The following is an 18,230-nucleotide window of genomic DNA, read 5'->3' as shown; positions in this document are numbered from 1 at the left end:
CGACCCCCACATTCCCGGCAACCCACCAGTCCGCCCGGGCACCGGAGTGCGCGCCGCCCCCAGGCGCACCGCCCCGCGCGACCTGGGCGGCCCGGCCGTCCCTGCCGCCGCCGCCCAGACCGAGGCGCCGCTTCAGGTCAGTCCCGGACCAGGTCGCCCCGCGTGGTCCTGGTGCCGGGGACGGGCTCGGCCGGGTCGGAGCCCAGAGAGATGATCTTGTTGTCGCGGTCGACGTGCACGACGGTCGGGACGAACTCGCGGGCCTCGGCGTCGGCGAGCTGGGCGTAGCTGATGATGATCACCAGGTCGCCGGGCTGGACGAGGCGGGCCGCGGCGCCGTTGATGCCGATGACGCCGGAGCCGCGCTCGCCCGCGATCAGATAGGTCTCCAGGCGCGCGCCGTTGTCGATGTCCACGATCGCGACCTGCTCGCCGGGCAGCAGGTCGGCGGCGTCCATCAGGTCCTGGTCGATGGTGAGCGAGCCGACATAGTGCAGGTCGGCCTGGGTCACCGTGGCGCGATGGATCTTGGACTTGAACATCGTCCGGAACATCAGTGCTCCTTGCCGAGCTGGAGGTGAACGTTGTCGATGAGGTGGGTGGCGCCGACGCGGCCCGCGACGGCGAGGACGGCCGGGCCGCCGGAGGTGACCGGGGCGAACGTCGCCGGGTCCACGAGCACGAGGTAGTCGAGAACGAGGGGCGGGTCGGCTGCCGCGGCCTTGTCGAGGACGGCGCCGGCGGCGCCGAGCACCGCGTCCGGCCCTTCCGCGGCGGCGTCCGCACCGGCCCGGAGGGCACGCGACAGGGCGAGCGCTGTGCCGCGCTCGGCCGGCGACAGGTAGCGGTTGCGGCTGGAGAGGGCCAGCCCGTCCGGCTCCCGGACGGTCGGGCCGCCGGCGACGCGGACGGGCACGTTCAGGTCGGCGACCATCCGGCGGATCATCGCGAGCTGCTGCGCGTCCTTCTCCCCGAAGATCGCCACGTCGGGCCGGACGAGATTGAGCAGCTTCAGCACGACGGTGAGCATCCCGTCGAAGTGGCCGGGCCGTGCCGCGCCCTCGACGACCTCGCCCATCGGGCCGGCCTTGAGCGTGACCTGTGGTTCGTCCGGATACATGACGTCCCGGGTCGGCGCGAAGATCAGGTCGACGCCCGCGCCGGCGCACGCCTCGACATCGGCGTCGAACGTCCGCGGGTACCGGTCGAAGTCCTCGCCGGGGCCGAACTGGAGCGGGTTGACGAAGATGCTGACGGCGACCGTGCCCGCGCTGCGGCGCGCCTGGCGCATCAGGGACATGTGCCCCTCGTGAAGCGCGCCCATGGTGGGGACGAACGCCAGCGTGCCCTCGACGCGAGCACGCGCCTCGGCGAGTTCCTCCCGCGTCCGCACAATGACGGGTTTCACACGACCTCCCACATCATCCGACTCCGACCCCGCAACCTGTCTCCCGCCCGGCGGCCCCCGACCGAACGGCGGGCCCCGGCCGCAAGGCGTCCGGACTTCCGCCTCCTGAACGCCCAACCCGAACCGCCCGCTTCCCGATCAAGCCGGACAGTGGACTCCGGCGGCACACACGGCGCGCGCAGAACGTCCGGACGCCGCGGCTCAGGGGGTGCGGGCGCTCGGAGGCGGGGACGGGGGTGGATGTGATCAATCGGCCAGGGCTTCCAGGAGGAGTTCGGCGGCTTCGGGCTTGAGCAGTCCGGCGGCGAGCGCGCGGTCGGCGGTGAGGCGGGCCAGCGCGACGTAGGCGCGGCGGCTCTCCGGGGAGACCTTCGCCAGCTCGGCGACGTGGTCGGAGACCGTGCCGGCGTCACCGCGGGCGACCGGGCCGGTGAGGCCGTCGAGGCCGAGTCGCAGGCCGTTGTCCAGGGCGGCGCCGAGGAGCGGGCCGAGCATCCGGCCGGGTTCGGCCACGCCCGCGCGGGCCAGCAGGTCCATCGACTCGACGACCAGCGTGACCAGGTGGTTCGCGCCGCCGGCGAGAGCGGCGTGGTAGAGCGGACGGGCCTCTTCGGTGATCCAGACGGGTTCGCCGCCCATCTCCAGGACGAGCGCCTCGGCGACCGGGCGCAGCGGCTCGGGCGAGGTGACGCCGAACGAGATGCCGGTGAGCCGGTTCACGTCGTCCGGACGTCCGGTGAACGTCATCACCGGGTGCAGCGCCAGCGGCAGCGCGCCCGCGCGGGTGAGCGGGTCCAGGACGGCGGTCCCGTAGCGTCCGCTGGTGTGCATGATCAGCTTGCCGGTGACGGGGACTCCCGCGGAGACCAGGCCGGACGCGAGCTCGGGCAGCTCGTCGTCCGGGACGGTCAGCAGCACCAGGTCGGCGGCCGCCACCACGTCCTGCGGTGTCGCGACGTCCGCGCCCGGGAGGCGTTCCTCGACGCGCGTCCGCGACCGGTCGGACACGGCGGTCGCGGCGACCACGCGATGGCCCGCGCGGGCCAGCGCGGCGCCGAGCGCCGTGCCGACACGGCCGGCGCCGACGACTCCGACCGCGAGCCGGGCGGGCCTGTCCTGCGGGGAATCCGGCCCGTTTCCGGGCGCGCCGGAGGCGGGCTTGGCATAGGGGTCCATCGGTTTCGTTCCAGTCCTCACATGTAGGTACCGGACGGTCGCGAACCAGAGTACCCATGGGATCCGGTCACGTGGTCCGGTGGGTGACGAGCGCCACCCCGGCTCCCCATTCAGTCATGCGCGAGGGGCTCCGCGACGGACGTCTTCGCGGCGCGCCGCGCCATGCCCGCGCGGGCATGGCGACGACCTGAGTCGCACGGACCCGCCTCGGAGGTCGGAACGCCGAAACGCCGGAGACCAGGACGGTCTCCGGCGCTGCGGTGACGGGCGTGAGGGGCCCGCCATGAAGATCAGTGAGGATCAGCCGTTGACGGACGCGCCGCCCTTGCAGGACGCGCTCTGAATGCCGAAGGTCAGGACGTTGTTGCCGCAGACGTCGATCGCGGTGGAGATCGGAATGATCACCTGGTTGCCGTTCAGCACCCCGAAGTTGCCGCTGGTCTGGTTGTTGGAGCCGATCCCACCGCCGTGGCCGTGGTGGTGGCCCTTGCCGTGGTGGTGGCCCTTGCCGTGGTGGTGGCCCTTGTCGTCGTGGTGGCCCTTGTCCTGGTGGTGACCCTTGTCGTGGTGGTCCCAGCCGTTGCCGTAGGCGGAGGCGTAGGCGGGCGTCGCTGCCAAGGCGGAGCCGGCGACGGCGAAGCCGAGGATGCCGGTGGCGGCAAGCTTCTTGAACACGAGAATCCTCCCGTACGTGGGCTTAGCAGGCCCGATCTGTCTTTTCCGACGTCATCCGCGAAGACGGCGTCACGTACGGTAGTTACCCAGCTACTCCTAGGCAGGACAATGGCGAGCATCACGATGAAGTCAAAAGGTCACCACGGAGGACCAAGCCGTTACGGAGAGCTACCGCTTCGGCCACTTCTGACCAGGCCTGTCTCGTAGGCGAACACGACCGCCTGCACCCGGTCACGAAGGCCGAGCTTCATGAGAATCCGTCCCATATGCGTCTTGACCGTCGCCTCGGAGACGAAGAGCCGTCCGGCTATCTCCGCGTTCGACATGCCGCGAGCGACGAGCCGCAGCACCTCGCCCTCCCGCTCGGTCAGGCTCTCGACGGCGCCGACCGCCTTCTCCCGCACGTCCGGCAGGTGTACCGCGAACCTGTCCAGCAGGCGCTTCGTCGTGCTCGGCGCCACCACCGCGTCCCCCGAGTGGACCGCCTTGATCGCCTCGATGAGCTGCGCCGGCCCGGCGTCCTTCAGCAGGAACCCGCCGGCCCCCGCCTTGATCGCCGCGAACGCGTACTCGTCCAGGTCGAACGTGGTCAGGATGACGACCTTCGGCCCGGACCGCGCCACCACCAGCCGCGTCGCCTCGATCCCGTCCATCCGCGGCATCCGCACGTCCATGAGGACGACGTCGGCCCGCGTGCCGCGCAGCAGTTCCAGCGCCTGGACGCCGTCGCCCGCCTCGCCCACCACCTCGATGTCGGGCTGCGCGTCCAGCACCATCCTGAACCCGGCCCGCACCAACTCCTGATCGTCCACGAGCACCACCCGGATGGGCTCCACCGCGTCACCGCCCTCCACCGCGTCACCGCCCTTCGCCACGTCTGTGCTGTCCGCCGCGTCCGGAACCTTCGCCGCGTCCGGAACCTCCGTCATGCCGCGACCTCCTCGCGCACCGGGATCCGCGCGACCACCTCGAACCCCCCGCCGGGACGCGGCGCGGCACGGACGTCGCCCCCGTACACCGCGACCCGTTCCCGCATTCCGGCGAGGCCGTGGCCCCGGCCGTCGTCGAACGCCGCCGCGCCGCGCCCGTCGTCCTCCACCAGGATCTCCAGCGCGTCGTCCGCGTAGCGCAGCCGGACCGACACCCTCACCCGCGGGCCCCCGTGTTTGAGCGTGTTGGTCAGTGCCTCCTGGACGATCCGGAAGACGGTGAGCTGGCGTCCCTCCGACATGGCCGCCGGCGTCCCGGCCACCTCGCACGTCACCGCCAGCCCGGACGCGCGGACCTGTTCCACCAGGTCGTCGATCTCGGCCACCCCCGGCTGCGGCGCGAACGCCCCCGCGTCGTCGTCCTCGCGCAGGACGCCGAGGAGCCTGCGCATCTCCGCCAGCGCCAGCCGTCCCGTCGAGGAGATCGTGTCGAGCGCCTGCCTGGCCCGTCCCACATCGGTGTCGATCGCGTAGGACGCGCCGTCGGCCTGCACCACGATCACGCTGACGTTGTGCGCCACGACATCGTGCAGCTCGCGGGCGATACGTGCTCGTTCGGCGGCCATGGCCACCTTGACCTCGTTGTCGCGTTCGCGTTCCAGGCGCTCCGCCCGCTCCTCCAGCGAACGCAGGTAGGCGCGACGCGTGCGCATGTGCAGGCCGAGCACGTACACGCCCCCCACGAGTACCGTCAGCATGAGGAACATGTACTTGCGGTCATCGGTGCCGGTCGGGTACCGCAAGGTCGCCGTTCCCGCGCCGATCTCGGCGACGAACGCCGCCGCGAGCCCCCAGCGGAACGAACAGCCGGCCGTGACCGTGTAAAGCCCGATGAGGACGGCGACGTTCGCCTGGACGGGTTCCGCACCCGCCAGGCACTGAACGAACGAGACCAGCGCGACCACGGCGAACACCGTGCGCGGGAACGTCCGGCGCAGGACGAGCGGACCGACGAGCAGGACCGTCAGCAACGCGTACAAGCGCGCGCCCAGCCCGTACGTCTCGCCCAGCATCGAGGGCACGGAGAGCAACAGGATCGGTGCCGCAAAGAACGCGTCGACCAGCAGCTTCCTACGCCGCAGCCACTCCCACATGCTCGCCGCCATGCCGACAGGGTACGGACACGCAGCTCAGCCACGGATCAGCCACAGGTCGGACCCACGTCCACCCCAAGGATGGCCCCTCCGTCCAGCCCGGCAGTCGTGTAGCGCCCCGCCACCGCGACGCCACGGGGGACGGCGGCGGGGCGGATGAGGCCGTGGACGGGGCTGGTCGCGGTAACGTCACAGGCGTGGCGGCGTTGGTTTCCGAATGGCTGACATGGCGCGCGGCAATGGAGCGGGCGCTGTACGGGGAGGACGGCTTCTACCGGCGCGGGGAGCGTCCGGCCGAGCACTTCCGCACCTCGGTGCACGCCTCGTCCCGGTTCGCCGCCGCCATCGTCCGCCTGCTCACCGAGGTCGACACCCTCCTCGGCCGTCCCGACCGGCTGGACGTCGTTGACATCGGCGCCGGGTCCGGGCGCCTGCTGGGCAACATCCTGGCCTGCGCGCCGCCCGACCTGGCGTCCCGGCTCGTCCCGACGGCGGTGGAGATCGCCCCCCGTCCCGCCGAGGTCCCGTCCCAGATCGTCTGGCGGCCGGACCTGCCCCGCCGCATCACCGGCCTCGCCGTCGCGAACGAGTGGCTCGACAACGTGCCGCTGGACGTGGTCGAACACACCCCGGACGGCGTCCGGACCGTGCTCGTCGACCCCTCCACCGGCAGCGAGCGCCCCGGCCCGGCGCCGTCCGCCGAGGACCTCGCCTGGCTGGAGCGCTGGTGGCCGCTCCGCGACCCCGGAGACCGCGCCGAGATCGGGCACCCGCGCTGCAACGCCTGGGCGTCGGTGATCGGGCGGCTGTCCCGGGGCCTCGCGCTCGCCGTCGACTACTCGCACGCGAGGGAGGCCCGGCCCGTGTACGGGACGCTGACCGGCTACCGCGACGGCGCCACCGTCCCCGCCGTCCCGGACGGATCCTGCGACGTCACCGCCCATGTCGCGCTGGACGCCTGCACCACCGCCGGTGAACGTGCCGGCGCCACGTCCACCCTGCTCACCACCCAGCGCGACGCGCTGCGCGCCCTCGGCCTGTCCGGCTCCCGCCCGCCGCTGGACCTCGCCTATCGCGACCCCCACGCCTACGTCGCCGGCCTGTGCCGTGCGGGCCAGGACGCCGAGCTGACCGACCCGTCCGGCCTGGGGGGTTTCGGGTGGCTCGCCCAGACGGTCGGCATCCCGATCCCCGCGGTCCTCGCCGGCTGACCCGGCCTCACCGGCGCGCTGCGTTCGGGACCGGGCCGGGGACGGGCCTGTCGGACGAGGTCAGCGTTCCACGTGGAGGGCTTGCAAGCCGCGCAGGACGTAGCCGGGCTTCCACTCCGGCTCCTCGGCCAAGCGGAGGTCCGGGGCCGCGCGGAACAGCGCGCCGAACGACTCGGCGAGCTCGATGCGGGCGAGCGGGGCGCCCAGGCAGTAGTGGACACCGAGCCCGAACGTGATGTGTGGATTCGGGTCGCGGGACAGGTCGAGGCGGTTCGGGTCGGCGAACACGTCCGGGTCCCGGTTGGCGGACGCGAACTGCAACGCCACCTCCGCGCCCCTCGGGATGTCGACGCCGGCGACCGTGATGTCCTCCAAGACCCAGCGCTCGAACATGGGCGCCGGAGTGTCGTACCGCAGCAGCTCCTCTACGGCCGTGGGGACGAGCGACGGATCGGCGCGGAGTCGCTCCAGCTCACCGGGGTTGCGGAACAGCGCCCACCAGCCGTTGCCGGTCGCGTTGACCGTGGCCTCGTGACCGGCGTTGAGCAGCAGGACGCAGGTGCCGATCAGCTCGTCCTCGGTGAGCCTGTCGCCCTCGTCCACGACCTGGGCCAGCGCGGTGATGAGGTCGTCGCGCGGCGCGTCCCTCCGGGTGCGCGCGAGACCGCGCAGGTAGTCGGAGAACTCGACCGCGGCGCGGACCGCCGTGCGCTGCGCCTCCTCCGGCGGGTTCAGCTCGAACATGCCGCAGATGCCGGCCGACCACGGGCGGAGCAGGTGCCGGTCCTCGACGGGGACGCCGAGCATCTCGGCGATCACGTTCACCGGCAGCGGCTCGGCGACCTCGGCGAGCAGGTCGCCGCCGCCCTTCACGGCGAGCGCTGCGGCCAGCTCGTCGGCCAGCCGCCTGACCGTCGGGCGCAGCCCCTCCACCATCCGGGCGGTGAACGCCTTGGACACCAGGCGCCGCAGCCGCGTGTGCGCGGGCGGCTCGACGTCCAGCATCCCGGCGCGGATGAGACCCCAGAACGGCTTGAGGAAATCGGCCTCCGGCCGCTGCCCGAACTCCTCGTGACTCGCGATGTGCAGATACGACCGTCCGAGCCGCCGATCCCGCAGCAGCGCGTCGACGTCCTCGTACCGGCTGATCAACCACTGCCCGGTGGCCTCGTGGAAGAACACCGGACGCTCCGCGCGGAACCGCTCGAACACGGGATACGGATCCGCCACGAACCGGGGCGACCAGGGGTCATACACCACGTCACTCATGTTCTGAAGATATGCGCCGTACGCCCCCACGCAACCGCCGACCACCCGCCGCACCCACCACCGCTGCCAGCCCCGCGACCAACCCCCGACCGCTGCCGCGCACGACACCACGACCAACGGCTGCACACGGCCCCATGACCAGCGCCGCCGACCCGATCCGCGCGCGACGGTGCGACCGGAGCCGCGTGCGACGGTACGACCAGAGCGGCGGCGGTGCGACCAGAGCCGCGCGCAACGCGGTGCGACCGGAGCCGCGCGCGACGGTGTGACCGGAGCGGGGGCGGTGCCGGGTCCGGCGCTAGTCGGCAGGCCCGTCGGCGGAAGCGGACGTGCCGTGCGTGCCGGGTGAGAGGTGGCGGGCGAGGGTGTCCAGGGCGGCCTTCACCTCCGCGACGTGCTCGCCACCACCGAGGGTCGCCGTCAGTGCGGCGTCGATGCGGGTCGCGCGCACTTCCGCCACTCGCTCGGACGTGCCGGCGGCCGTGCGGACGAGCGATCGGCGCCGGTCGTCCGGGTCGGGCGCGGTCACCACGGATCCGGTCTCCCGAAGCCGCGCGACGGCGGTGGAGACCTGGCTCTGCGGCAGTCCGGTGCGGGCGGCGATCTGGCCGACGGCGCTGTCCGGGTGGGCGACGATGTCGCTCAGCACGATGAGGACCGCACGCGTCCCGCCGGTCCTTCCGTCGCGCGGCGCGGGCATGGCCTCTTCGCCGATCTTCATCAGCGTCCGCCCCAGCAGGAACAACTCGACTCCGTTCACCCGCCCAGATTACATCGATCCAGATGCATCTATTTGAATGTATCTATTGTGATGCTTTATGGTGAAGCCAGCCAAGCGTCCCCGGCGGGCGGAACCGGGTCGTGTCGCAACGCGGCCGCATGGACTCCCCGCACCAGCCGGGACGCTTCCACCGCCTGGTCGGCCAGGCCGACGATGCCCGGAGGGCATGATGACGACGACCAAGACCGCGCTGCTCCCCGTGCCCGGCGCCGAGGTGTACTACGAGGTCAGCGGGGACGGCCCGCTCCTGATCGTCGGCCAGAGCGGCGAGGGCGACGCCCGGCGCAGCGCCGCGATGGTCGAGCGGCTCGGAGAGCACTACACCGTCGCGACCTACGACCGGCGCGGGCTCTCGCGCACGAAGGTCGAGGACCCCAGCGCTCCCGTCCCGCCCCGGACGCACGCCGAGGACGTCCACCACCTGCTCGCCGATCTGACCGACGCGCCCGCGCTCATGCTCGGTTGCAGCCTCGGCGCCCTCTATGGCCTGCACCTGGCGGCCGCCCACCCTGGGCAACTCCGCGTTCTCATCGCCCATGACCCCGCCACGCCCGGCCTGCTGCCGCCCGCCGACCGCGCGCGGATCGAGCGCACCCTGGCCGCCGTTGAGGCCACCACCCGTGAGGGCGGATGGCGCACCGCAATCGCCATGGTCGCCGCCGCCACCGGCCTGGACCCCGACAACATGAAGACCGAGTCGGGCGTCACCTCCGTCCCCATGACAGCGGACCGCGAGGCCAACATGACGTATTACCTGACCAACGACGTCGCCGGACTCCGCCGCGACACGCTCGGCGCTGCCGAAGTCATCGCCGCCGCCGCGAGGACGCGCATCGTCCCCGCCGCCGGCGCCGACTCGAAGCGCGCCTGGAACCACCAGTGCGCCGAAGCACTGGCCGCCGTCCTGGACGCGCCGCTCGCCGAGTTCCCCGGCGGCCACAACGGCAACACCGCCTTCCCCCGCGCCTTCGCCGCCCGCGTCCACGACGTACTGACCGAAACCGCATGACCGACCCCGGCCGCTCCCACCAGGCTGATGGAGTTGGGCTGTCGGGTCCGCCTGGTGACATTCGTCATGGCCTGGTCGCCTCCCTTGGTGGGTGGTCGACCCGCCCTCCCCCTCGGGCGGGCCGACCGGTTCCCATCCTGGGCGAGGGCGCGGAGGCGTTGAAGTAGAACGAGATTCTGTGGAAAAGCCGGTCAGCGAGCCCAGTGGGTGGGGTCTCCGGCGCCGGCCCGGCGGGCGGCCAGAGCCCGGCGGGCCGTGCTCTCGACGATCGCGCGGGCCTCGCCCAGGTCGCGATCCGTGGCGGCGACCTGCACCGGGCCGGGAGGCGCGTCAACGTGAACGGTGGCCAGGCCGAGGAGGCGTTGGAACGGGTTCACGGTGAGCCGGACGCTCTGCGCGCGCGCGTGGGCGATCACGTCGGTACGGCGGCAGGGCCAGCCGTGCCGGGTCACGAAGACCACATCGTCCGTTCCGGCGCCGTCCGCGCGGTCGATCGCCACGGCCTTGGAGGACGCGGGGACGAGGGCGACGGCGTCGACCTGCGTCCCTGGGAAGACCTGCGAGACGAGGTGCATGGCGACATGGCGGGGCGCGACGGGGAGCAGGGTCGAGGAGAGTGCCTGGCGCTCGCCTGCGTAACCGGCAACGGTGACCTCGATACGAGCCCAGCCGAGGCTCCGCCAGATCAACGGTTCGACGATGCTGACGGCCTGGACGCGTCCCGGAGGAAGCGTCTGCATGCGGGTCTCCAGGAGCCCGTAGCGCAGGCGGATCCCGTCCGGTGACATCGCGACCGTGAAGTTGGCGTACATCACCAGGGGTGCGATCACGGCCCGGATGAGCCCGAGCAGGACGGGGATGGTGACGGCCAGCATGCCGCCCTCCGCGTACATCACCAGAAAGATGAGGGAGCCCAGGAAGAGCAGGACCGTCCCGAGAACGGGCAGCCGTACGAGGAGGGACGCGAACAGCGCGCCGAACGGAACGCGCCACACGTGCCGTTCGGGCGCTTCCGGTGTGTGGCCCGGCAGCCCGGCGGCGCGCGCGAGGAGTTCGGCGCGCAACTGCTGCGCGGAGTGCCGTCCCAAGTAGCGGAGGGCGATCTCGCTCTGCTCACCGCCGGCCAGTTCCACGCGTACTTCCGCTAGGGCGAACACCCTCGTCACCAGTGGACGGACGAGGTCGATGGCCTGAATACGCGAGAGCGGGATCCGGCGCTTGTTCTTCCGGAGGATGCCGGTCTCGACGACGAGATCGTCGTTGTCGATGCGGAAACGGAGTGCGAGCCACGTCCAGAGGCCCGTCCCCACCGCGATCAGCCCCATGGGGATGGACACGACGATGAACCTGACGATCACCTCGGGGGTGAGGGCCAGCGTGATGCCGTCCTCCGTCTGGGTCAGCAACAGCGGGAAACCGAGCAAGACGAAGTAGATGATGAGGAAGATGAAGGCGCGCATCGGTGCCGTCGCCCAGTGCAGCCTGTGCGTGCCTTCAGAGAACCGGATCGGCGGACGGCGGCTGGGCTGGGGGCCATAGCCGTACGATGGACCGTACGGAGGCCGGGGTGGGCCGGGCGGTGGGCCAAGCGGTCGAGGTGGACCTGGAGGCCCGTATGGCTGTTGTGGCGGGCCGTAGGGCGGGCCCGGACGGCCTTGAGGTCCGTATGGGCCCGGACCAGGTCGTCCTGGGGGGCCGTAGGGGCCGGGGCCAGGTTGCCCTGACGGACCGTATGGGCCGTAGGGACCACTCATAGCCCCATGCTCCGCTCTTCGCCCTTCTGGGCGAGACGGTCGCGCAGCAGGGCCGCCTCAGCAGTGGGCAGACCCGGAAGGGTCGCGTCCGTAGCGGCCGCGGCGGTGTGCATCCGTACGGTGGCGATCCCCATCCACCGTTCGAGGAGCCCTGCCGTGACGTCCACGAACTGCATCCGCCCGTAGGGAACGACGATGAGGCGCTTGACGAACACACCGTGCGTGACGATGAGGTCGTCCGCGCGCTCGGCATATCCGTACGCCCTGCGATCCAGTTCGGCGACCAGCCAGGTCACGGCCGCCCCGAGAAGCACGGCGACGACCCACATCGCGGCGGCTACCACGCTGCCGTTCCTCCACACGATGAACGCGCCCACCCCGCCGATGGGAATCGCCCAGAGGACGGCGGTGACAAGCCTGTGGAAGGCGTGGCGTTTGGAAATGGGCGCCCACTGGAGGCCGCCGCCCGGCGCGAACGCCTGGTCCGCCCTATAGACGGGCGGCGCCTGATGCGGCGGGTAATGTGCTGGTACCTGACCTGGCGGTTGACCGCCTGGGCCCGGGCCAGAGGGCGCGGGCGGGTGCGCCGCGCCCTGGGGTCCAGGTTGTGCGGCGGGCTCGTACGACGGTTCGCCTTGGCTCGCGTTCATTGCCCCCTAGTCAACCGGAAAACGAGTACCGCTCGCCATGGGACCATGAAGCGATGATCGGAGCGGCGGAGGCGCGACCATGAGCACCGAACGGATCGTCGGGATCGGTGCGGGCGCCAAGGAGCTCGCCACCGAGGACATGACCTTGAACATCGGCCCCCAGCACCCGTCCACGCACGGCGTGCTCCGGCTGAGGCTGACGCTGGACGGCGAACGCATCTCGGCGGCCGAACCCATCGTCGGCTACATGCACAGGGGCGCGGAGAAGCTGTTCGAGGTCCGGGACTTCCGGCAAATCATCGTGCTCGCAAACCGGCACGACTGGCTGTCGGCGTTCTCCAACGAGCTGGGCGTCGTCCTCGCCGTGGAACGCATGCTCGGCATGGAGGTCCCCATACGCGCCGTATGGATGAGGACCCTCCTGGCCGAACTGAACCGGGTCCTGAACCACCTGATGTTCCTCGGTTCGTATCCGCTGGAAGTCGGCGCCATCACGCCGATCTTCTACGCGTTCCGTGAGCGGGAGGCGTTGCAGCGGGTGATGGAGGAGATCTCCGGCGGACGCATGCACTACATGTTCAACCGGGTGGGCGGGCTGAAGGACGAGCTTCCCGCCGGTTGGGCGGCGCGCGCGCGGAAGGCCGTCTCCGAGGTCCGCTCTCGCATGGGCGACATCGACGACATCATCATGGGCAACGAGATCTTCCGCGCCCGCACGAGAGGCGTAGGCGTCCTCACTCAGGAGCAGATACTTCAGTACGGCGTGTCGGGGCCCATCGCACGGGCGTCCGGTGTGGACTTCGACCTCCGCCGCGACGAGCCCTACCTCGCCTACGGCGACCTCGACGTCCGTGTGGTCACCCGCACGGAGGGCGACTGCCTGGCCCGTTTCGAATGCCTCCTCGACCAGGTGCACGCGTCCCTGGACCTCGCCGACGCCTGCCTGGAGCGCCTCGCAGAACTTCCGCCCGGCCCGATCAACCAGCGGCTGCCGAAGGTTCTCAAAGTCCCTGAGGGCCACACCTACGCCTGGACGGAGAACCCCCTCGGCATCAACGGCTACTACCTGGTGTCGCGCGGGGAGAAGACCCCGTGGCGTATGAAGCTGCGGTCCGCTTCCTTCAACAACATCCAGGTGCTCACGGAGCTGCTGCCGGGCAACCTCGTCGCCGACATGATCGCCATCCTCGGCTCGATGTTCTTCGTCGTCGGCGACATCGACAAATGACAGCCTGAGCGGTTGATGCCACACCTGCCTTGACTCGCGGCCGACCGGCCTCGTCCCAGCATCGTTCTCATCGCGCCGTCACGCGGGCGCGTGTCGGGACCGAGCCTCGTTGATTTCCGCCTCGTGGTGCACGGCCCAGTCGGCCAGCGCTGACAGCGGTTCCAGCAGGGAGCAGCCCAGACTGGTCAGGCTGTATTCGACACTGGGCGGCACCGTGGCGTGGACCTCACGTCGTACCAGCCCGTCGGCCTCAAGATTTCGCAGGGTATGGGTCAGCATGCGTTGGCTGATGCCCTCGATGGCGCGGTGCAGTTCGTTGTACCGGTGCGGGCGGCCCCCGAGCAGGATCACCAGCAGCATGCTCCACTTGTCGCCCACCCGCCGGAACACGCTCCCGACCGGACACGCGGCCAACTCGTCCGCGGGCACCGGCCGAGGCAGGTCGTGCGCCAGCACCGAAGGAACACCGGTGTGCGTACCGGACATGAAACTGCCTTCTTTCGTCCTCCGACAGGGGCGGTCCATGATCAGACCCGCCGCCTTCGACCCTAAGGAGCGACACCATGCGAGACCAACCGTCCAAGACCGTCGTCATCAGCGGCGGTACCGCCGGCATGGGACGGGCGGTCGCCCTGGAACGGTTGGCCAGGGGCGACCACGTCACCGTGATCGGCAGCAGCGAGGCGAAGGGGCGTGCCCTGCTGGACCACGCCGCGGACCCCAACCTTCAGTTCCTGCGGGCTGACCTGTCCTCGATCACCGAGGTCGAACGAGTCGTCACCCACGTCTCCGAGCGACACCAGGCCATCGACGCGCTGGCACTGTTCGCCAACCGGATCAGCCCCAAACGCAAGGAGACCCCGGACGGGCTGGAGTTCACCTTCGCTCTGTACTACCTGAGCCGCTACCTGCTGAGCCACCGGCTGCGCCCCCTTCTCGACGCCGCCCCCAACCCTGTGGTCGTCAACGTGGCCGGAGTCGGCAACACCGCAGGGCAAATCTTCTGGGACGACCCGCAGTTGACAGGCCGATACAGGCAGGTGCGCGCCCAACTTCAGGCCGGCCGGGCGAACGACCTGCTCGGCGTGGCTTACGCCGGTCAGGCGGAGAGCAACGTCCGCTACGTGCTCTACCACCCTGGATTCACCCGCAGCGGAGCCGACGCCCACCCGAACCCGCTCGTCCGTAACACGATCAAAGTGCTCGCGAGGTTCTTCGCCCGGCCCGTCGCCGACTCGGTCCGGCCGATCATCGAATGGATCGACCGGCCGCCCGCGGACCCGCTGTCCGCGACCGACCGAGGCAAGCCCGTCGATCTGTCGCTGAAGACGCTGGATCCCGGCGACGCCGCCCGTCTCGCCTCCTACACCGAAGACCTGCTGCGCAGCCGCGGCCACTAGCGCGGGAGGCTCGACGGTCTAGGCGCGGGAGGCTCGGCGGTCGCGCTCCTCCTCGTCCGGGTCCTTGGGCACGCGGCACGCGTACTCCAGGAAGAACGCGGCCGCCACCAGGACCACGGCCGCCAGGAATGTCGCGCCGCTGACGAAGAAGTCGTGGCGGGGGGTCGGCTTGTCGAGCTGGGACGCGAGGTTGACGGCGAACCCGCCGAACACGCCCGCGATGACGGCGGCGGCGTGCGCGCTGGCCTTGCCGAGGGCGGCGAGCCGCGCCACCGCCATGGGCTCGATCGGCTTCGGCGACTTGGCTCCGGCCTCCGGCACCCGGGCCTTGCCGGGCTTGCGGCGGATGCGGCGCAGCACGTTCCAGCCGCTGAAGCCTTCACCGAGGGCGAGCAGCAGCAGCGTCGGTACCGCCGTCCACGGCAGCGGCGGCAGCGTGACATAGGCCGAGCGCAGCACCGCCCAGGTGACCACCACGACGACGACCACCAGTGCGGCGAGGAACAGGGGGCGGGACGGTTTCATGCAGGCTGCTGCAAGGACAGATCGTCCCGCCGGCGAACGGTCGACGGGCCGCCCTCGGACTGTACGGCCTGGGCCAGGTCACCGACGCGGCCGTGCCCGGGGAGCAGCACGTCCGGCTCTATGTCGGCCCACGGGACGAGCACGAACGCGCGCTCGTGCGCGCGCGGGTGCGGGAGCGTCAGATCGGGGTCGTCGGACGAGATGTCGCCGAACATGACGATGTCGATGTCCAGGGTGCGCGGCCCCCAGCGGACTTCGCGTTCCCGCCGCATGGAGTTCTCGATGTTGAGGACGCGTTCGAGCAGGTTCTCCGGTGGCAGCCGCGTGTCGGCCACCAGCACGATGTTGAGGAAGTCGCCCTGTTCGGGGATGGTCTCCCCGGGCGGGGCGAAGGGCGTGGTCTCGTAGACCGGGGAGAACGCCACGAAGTTCAGCCCCGGCGCGTCGAACAGCGTGTCGACCGCCTCCTGGATGTTGTCCAACCGGTCCCCGAGGTTGCTGCCGATCGAGAACACGACACGGTGCTGGACCAGCATGTGGCCGCCGGTGGCGGTGCGGTCGGGCATGCGGTCGGACGCTGTCATGGGCGACTCCTCCTGATCTTCACGGCGACGTCCGTGAAGGGATGCGGCACGGGGGCGCTCGGCTTGTGGACGGTGATCTCCACCTCGGACACCGCCCTATCTTCCAGACATATAGTCGCCAGCCGGGCGGCCAGCGTTTCTATGAGGTTGACGGGCTCGCCCTCGACGACTGCGACCAGCCGGCCGGCGAGCGTCCCATAGTCGACGGTACGCGAGAGGTCGTCCCCCTCGGCGGCGGGGCGGGTGTCGAGCCCGAGGACGGCGTCCACCACGAACTCCTGGCCCAGCTCACGCTCGGCCGGCAGGCATCCGTGCCGTCCCCGCGCCCGCAGGCCGCGCAGTTCAATGCGGTCGAGACTCATTCTTCCTCTGCATCCACGATGTTGAGGACGGGTGAACCGTGATGGAGCAGAAGCCGCCACTGCCCCTCGGCGCGTACGAACACGTTCGTCGCCACGATGCTTCCTCCAGCGAGGAACCCCGTCTCGGTGTCCTCATCGGCGGTGAGGACGTTCTCCTTGCACGTCACCACGGCGTGATCGCCGTACACGTCTGTCTCGACATCGGTCAGCACGAACTGGATGTAGGTCGTGTTGGCCATGATGAGCGCCCACGAGCGCAGTACCTCGTCACGTCCGCGCAGCATCGTCCAGCCCGGATGCACGCAGGAGACGGCGGAGGCGTACGAACCGTCAGCCCACACCGCCGACATCCGGTCGTAGTCGCCGGCCTCGAACGCGGCGTAGAACTCGGTGTGGACCTCGTCAACGTCGGCGCGGTTCACGGCACGGCTCATTGGCGGTGTCCCCCTTGCTGGGCGCGACCGTCCGCCGCGGCCGGTTCCGAGGTTCCATCATCGGACGAGCGGGCCGCGCTGATGGCGGCCGCCACGCGCACCGCGTCCGCGTTGGGACGGACACGATGGACCCGCACGCACCATGCCCCGGCCACCGCGGCCAAGGACGTGGTGGCCACAGTGGCGTCGTCACATTCGGCGAACGCGCGAGGCGTCCCGTCGGGGGCAGCCAGCAGCTTGGTGAGGAAGCTCTTGCGTGACGCACCGACAAGCACCGGATAGCCGGTCGCGGTCAGCGCGTCGAGCCGGGCCAAGAGCGCCCAGTTATGCCCCGCCTTCGGGCTCTTGGCGAAACCCAGCCCAGGGTCGAGCACGATCATCGACGGGTCGACGCCCACCTGCAGGACGGCGTCGACCCTCCGCAGAAGTTCATCGCGCACTTCGCCGACGACATCGGCGTAGACGGCTCGGCTCTGCATGTCATGGCTGTGGCCGCGCCAATGCATCACCACATAAGGGACGCCGGTGGCGGCGACCACCCGTGGCATGTCCGGATCGGCCAGACCGCCGCTGACATCGTTCACCAACCGGGCCCCCACGCTGACGGCGGCCTCAGCGACTTCCGCCCGCATGGTGTCGACGCTGACCGGAACGTTCTCGGCACTGAGCGCCTCTATGACGGGCACCACACGGCGCATTTCCTCGTCATGCGACACACGTTGCGCACCCGGCCGCGTGGACTCGCCGCCCACATCGACGATGTCGGCGCCCTCCGCGACAAGGTCGAGGCCATGGCGGATCGCCTTCTCGGGATCGAACCAGGCCCCGCCATCCGAGAACGAGTCCGGAGTCACGTTGACCACGCCCATGACGAGGCAGCGCCCTGGCGCGGGCAGCCCCGGAACGACGGCATTGGTCATGTCACCCAACCCTATGCCTTGCGAGTCACGGTCTCGGCGCGGCGCCTCCGCCACCCGTTCCGACCCATCCTGCCCCCCTCCCGAAGTAGCAGAACGGGCCTCAGCGCGACGCTGAGGCCCGTTCGGGAGGCTCACGGCTCTGAGGGCGGCCAGACGGTCAGTAGCGGCCCAGGATCAGGCTCATCGCCTCGGACCGCGTCTCGGGCTGGTCGCGGAAATCGCCGCGCACCGCCGACGTCACCGTCTTCGCGCCCGGCTTCCGCACACCGCGCATCGTCATGCACAGATGCTCGGCCTCGATCACCACGATCGCGCCGCGCGGCTCCAGCACGCTCATCAGCGCGTCCGCGACCTGGCTCGTCAGCCGCTCCTGCACCTGCGGCCGGCGGGCGTACACGTCCACCAGCCTGGCCAGCTTCGACAGACCGGTGATCTGGCCCTTCTTGTTGGGCGTGTACCCCACGTGGGCCACCCCGTGGAAGGGCACCAGGTGGTGCTCGCAGACCGAGTAGACCTCGATGTCCTTCACCAGGACCATCTCTTCATGGTCGGCGTCGAACACCGTGGTGAGAGCATCCTCGGGCGTCTGCCTGAGGCCCGCGAACTGTTCGGCGTACGCCCGCGCCACCCTCGCCGGGGTGTCGCGCAGCCCGTCACGGTCGGGGTCCTCCCCGATGCCGATCAGGATCTCGCGGACGGCCTTCTCGATACGCGCGTGATCGAAATGCCCGCCGTGCACGGTCTTGCCCGGCGGGTCATTC

Annotated in this window: 21 protein-coding genes; 4 read left to right on the top strand and 17 right to left on the bottom strand. The window is 70.7% G+C overall.

What is annotated here, in order from left to right; genetic code table 11:
• Nucleotides 1-137: 137 nt before the first annotated feature.
• From panD to SM418_RS23645, 6 genes are all read right to left on the bottom strand, one after another.
• A complete protein-coding gene (panD, locus tag SM418_RS23670) occupies nt 138-554 on the bottom strand; it encodes an aspartate 1-decarboxylase (RefSeq protein WP_371943338.1) in 417 nt (138 codons plus the stop codon).
• Nucleotides 554-1,408 carry a pantoate--beta-alanine ligase gene (gene panC, locus SM418_RS23665; protein WP_371943337.1) on the bottom strand — a complete coding sequence of 285 codons (855 nt, stop codon included), beginning with the start codon at nt 1,406-1,408 and terminating at the stop codon, nt 554-556. The genes panD and panC overlap by 1 nt, the downstream gene beginning before the upstream one ends.
• 246 nt (nt 1,409-1,654) lie before the next feature.
• Complete coding sequence (locus SM418_RS23660; protein ID WP_371943336.1) at nt 1,655-2,584, bottom strand: Rossmann-like and DUF2520 domain-containing protein; 930 nt, start codon at nt 2,582-2,584, stop codon at nt 1,655-1,657.
• Between the two features lie 300 nt (nt 2,585-2,884).
• Entirely contained in the window at nt 2,885-3,259 is a 375-nt protein-coding gene (locus SM418_RS23655) for a chaplin family protein (protein ID WP_371943335.1), read from the bottom strand.
• A gap of 158 nt (nt 3,260-3,417) precedes the next feature.
• Nucleotides 3,418-4,188 carry a response regulator gene (locus tag SM418_RS23650; RefSeq protein WP_371943334.1) on the bottom strand — a complete coding sequence of 257 codons (771 nt, stop codon included), beginning with the start codon at nt 4,186-4,188 and terminating at the stop codon, nt 3,418-3,420.
• On the bottom strand, nt 4,185-5,354 hold the full coding sequence (locus SM418_RS23645) for a sensor histidine kinase (RefSeq protein ID WP_371943333.1): 1,170 nt from the start codon (nt 5,352-5,354) through the stop codon (nt 4,185-4,187). Before SM418_RS23645 ends, SM418_RS23650 begins: the two co-directional genes overlap by 4 nt.
• A gap of 185 nt (nt 5,355-5,539) precedes the next feature.
• On the opposite strand from SM418_RS23645, the gene SM418_RS23640 reads away from it, so the two are divergent.
• Nucleotides 5,540-6,553, top strand: coding sequence for an SAM-dependent methyltransferase (locus SM418_RS23640; RefSeq protein ID WP_371943332.1), 1,014 nt, complete (start codon nt 5,540-5,542; stop codon nt 6,551-6,553).
• Between the two features lie 60 nt (nt 6,554-6,613).
• Here SM418_RS23640 and SM418_RS23635 read toward each other — a convergent pair whose 3' ends face one another.
• A complete protein-coding gene (locus SM418_RS23635) occupies nt 6,614-7,822 on the bottom strand; it encodes a cytochrome P450 (protein WP_371943331.1) in 1,209 nt (402 codons plus the stop codon).
• A gap of 298 nt (nt 7,823-8,120) precedes the next feature.
• On the bottom strand, nt 8,121-8,582 hold the full coding sequence (locus SM418_RS23630) for a MarR family transcriptional regulator (protein ID WP_371943330.1): 462 nt from the start codon (nt 8,580-8,582) through the stop codon (nt 8,121-8,123).
• A 187-nt stretch (nt 8,583-8,769) separates the two neighbouring features.
• Here SM418_RS23630 and SM418_RS23625 point away from each other — a divergent pair, with 187 nt between their 5' ends.
• Nucleotides 8,770-9,612, top strand: a complete 843-nt coding sequence (locus SM418_RS23625) for an alpha/beta fold hydrolase (RefSeq protein WP_371943329.1) — start codon at nt 8,770-8,772, stop codon at nt 9,610-9,612.
• Between the two features lie 191 nt (nt 9,613-9,803).
• Here the strand turns inward: SM418_RS23625 and SM418_RS23620 are convergent, their stop codons facing one another.
• Both SM418_RS23620 and SM418_RS23615 read right to left on the bottom strand, forming a co-directional pair.
• Nucleotides 9,804-11,072 carry a PH domain-containing protein gene (locus SM418_RS23620; RefSeq protein ID WP_371943328.1) on the bottom strand — a complete coding sequence of 423 codons (1,269 nt, stop codon included), beginning with the start codon at nt 11,070-11,072 and terminating at the stop codon, nt 9,804-9,806.
• Nucleotides 11,073-11,362: 290 nt separating this feature from the next.
• A complete protein-coding gene (locus tag SM418_RS23615) occupies nt 11,363-11,743 on the bottom strand; it encodes a PH domain-containing protein (protein ID WP_371943327.1) in 381 nt (126 codons plus the stop codon).
• A gap of 352 nt (nt 11,744-12,095) precedes the next feature.
• Between SM418_RS23615 and SM418_RS23610 the strand changes: the two genes are divergently transcribed.
• Nucleotides 12,096-13,244 (top strand): NADH-quinone oxidoreductase subunit D, encoded by a 1,149-nt coding sequence (locus SM418_RS23610; RefSeq protein WP_371943325.1) that lies wholly within the window; start codon nt 12,096-12,098, stop codon nt 13,242-13,244.
• Between the two features lie 78 nt (nt 13,245-13,322).
• On the opposite strand, the gene SM418_RS23605 is transcribed toward SM418_RS23610, so the two are convergent.
• Nucleotides 13,323-13,730 carry a winged helix-turn-helix transcriptional regulator gene (locus SM418_RS23605; RefSeq protein ID WP_371943324.1) on the bottom strand — a complete coding sequence of 136 codons (408 nt, stop codon included), beginning with the start codon at nt 13,728-13,730 and terminating at the stop codon, nt 13,323-13,325.
• A 77-nt stretch (nt 13,731-13,807) separates the two neighbouring features.
• Here SM418_RS23605 and SM418_RS23600 point away from each other — a divergent pair, with 77 nt between their 5' ends.
• Entirely contained in the window at nt 13,808-14,644 is an 837-nt protein-coding gene (locus SM418_RS23600; protein ID WP_371943323.1) for an SDR family NAD(P)-dependent oxidoreductase, read from the top strand.
• An 18-nt stretch (nt 14,645-14,662) separates the two neighbouring features.
• On the opposite strand, the gene SM418_RS23595 is transcribed toward SM418_RS23600, so the two are convergent.
• The 6 genes from SM418_RS23595 to folE form a co-directional block, all read right to left on the bottom strand.
• Complete coding sequence (locus SM418_RS23595; protein ID WP_371943322.1) at nt 14,663-15,169, bottom strand: DUF3180 domain-containing protein; 507 nt, start codon at nt 15,167-15,169, stop codon at nt 14,663-14,665.
• Nucleotides 15,166-15,753: a 2-amino-4-hydroxy-6-hydroxymethyldihydropteridine diphosphokinase gene (folK, locus tag SM418_RS23590; protein ID WP_371943321.1), complete on the bottom strand. Its 588-nt coding sequence runs from the start codon at nt 15,751-15,753 to the stop codon at nt 15,166-15,168. Before folK ends, SM418_RS23595 begins: the two co-directional genes overlap by 4 nt.
• Complete coding sequence (folB, locus tag SM418_RS23585; RefSeq protein WP_371943320.1) at nt 15,750-16,115, bottom strand: dihydroneopterin aldolase; 366 nt, start codon at nt 16,113-16,115, stop codon at nt 15,750-15,752. Before folB ends, folK begins: the two co-directional genes overlap by 4 nt.
• Nucleotides 16,112-16,549: a nuclear transport factor 2 family protein gene (locus tag SM418_RS23580; protein WP_371943318.1), complete on the bottom strand. Its 438-nt coding sequence runs from the start codon at nt 16,547-16,549 to the stop codon at nt 16,112-16,114. The genes folB and SM418_RS23580 overlap by 4 nt, the downstream gene beginning before the upstream one ends.
• Nucleotides 16,546-17,469, bottom strand: a complete 924-nt coding sequence (folP, locus tag SM418_RS23575) for a dihydropteroate synthase (RefSeq protein WP_371943317.1) — start codon at nt 17,467-17,469, stop codon at nt 16,546-16,548. The genes SM418_RS23580 and folP overlap by 4 nt, the downstream gene beginning before the upstream one ends.
• Before the next feature lie 157 nt (nt 17,470-17,626).
• Nucleotides 17,627-18,208, bottom strand: a complete 582-nt coding sequence (gene folE / locus SM418_RS23570) for a GTP cyclohydrolase I FolE (RefSeq protein ID WP_371943469.1) — start codon at nt 18,206-18,208, stop codon at nt 17,627-17,629.
• Between the last annotated feature and the right edge of the window lie 22 nt (nt 18,209-18,230).

Origin of the sequence: Actinomadura chokoriensis, from assembly GCF_041463665.1 — a bacterium.
GTDB lineage: Bacteria > Actinomycetota > Actinomycetes > Streptosporangiales > Streptosporangiaceae > Spirillospora > Spirillospora chokoriensis_A.
This window is presented reverse-complemented; position numbering and strand designations above follow the sequence as displayed.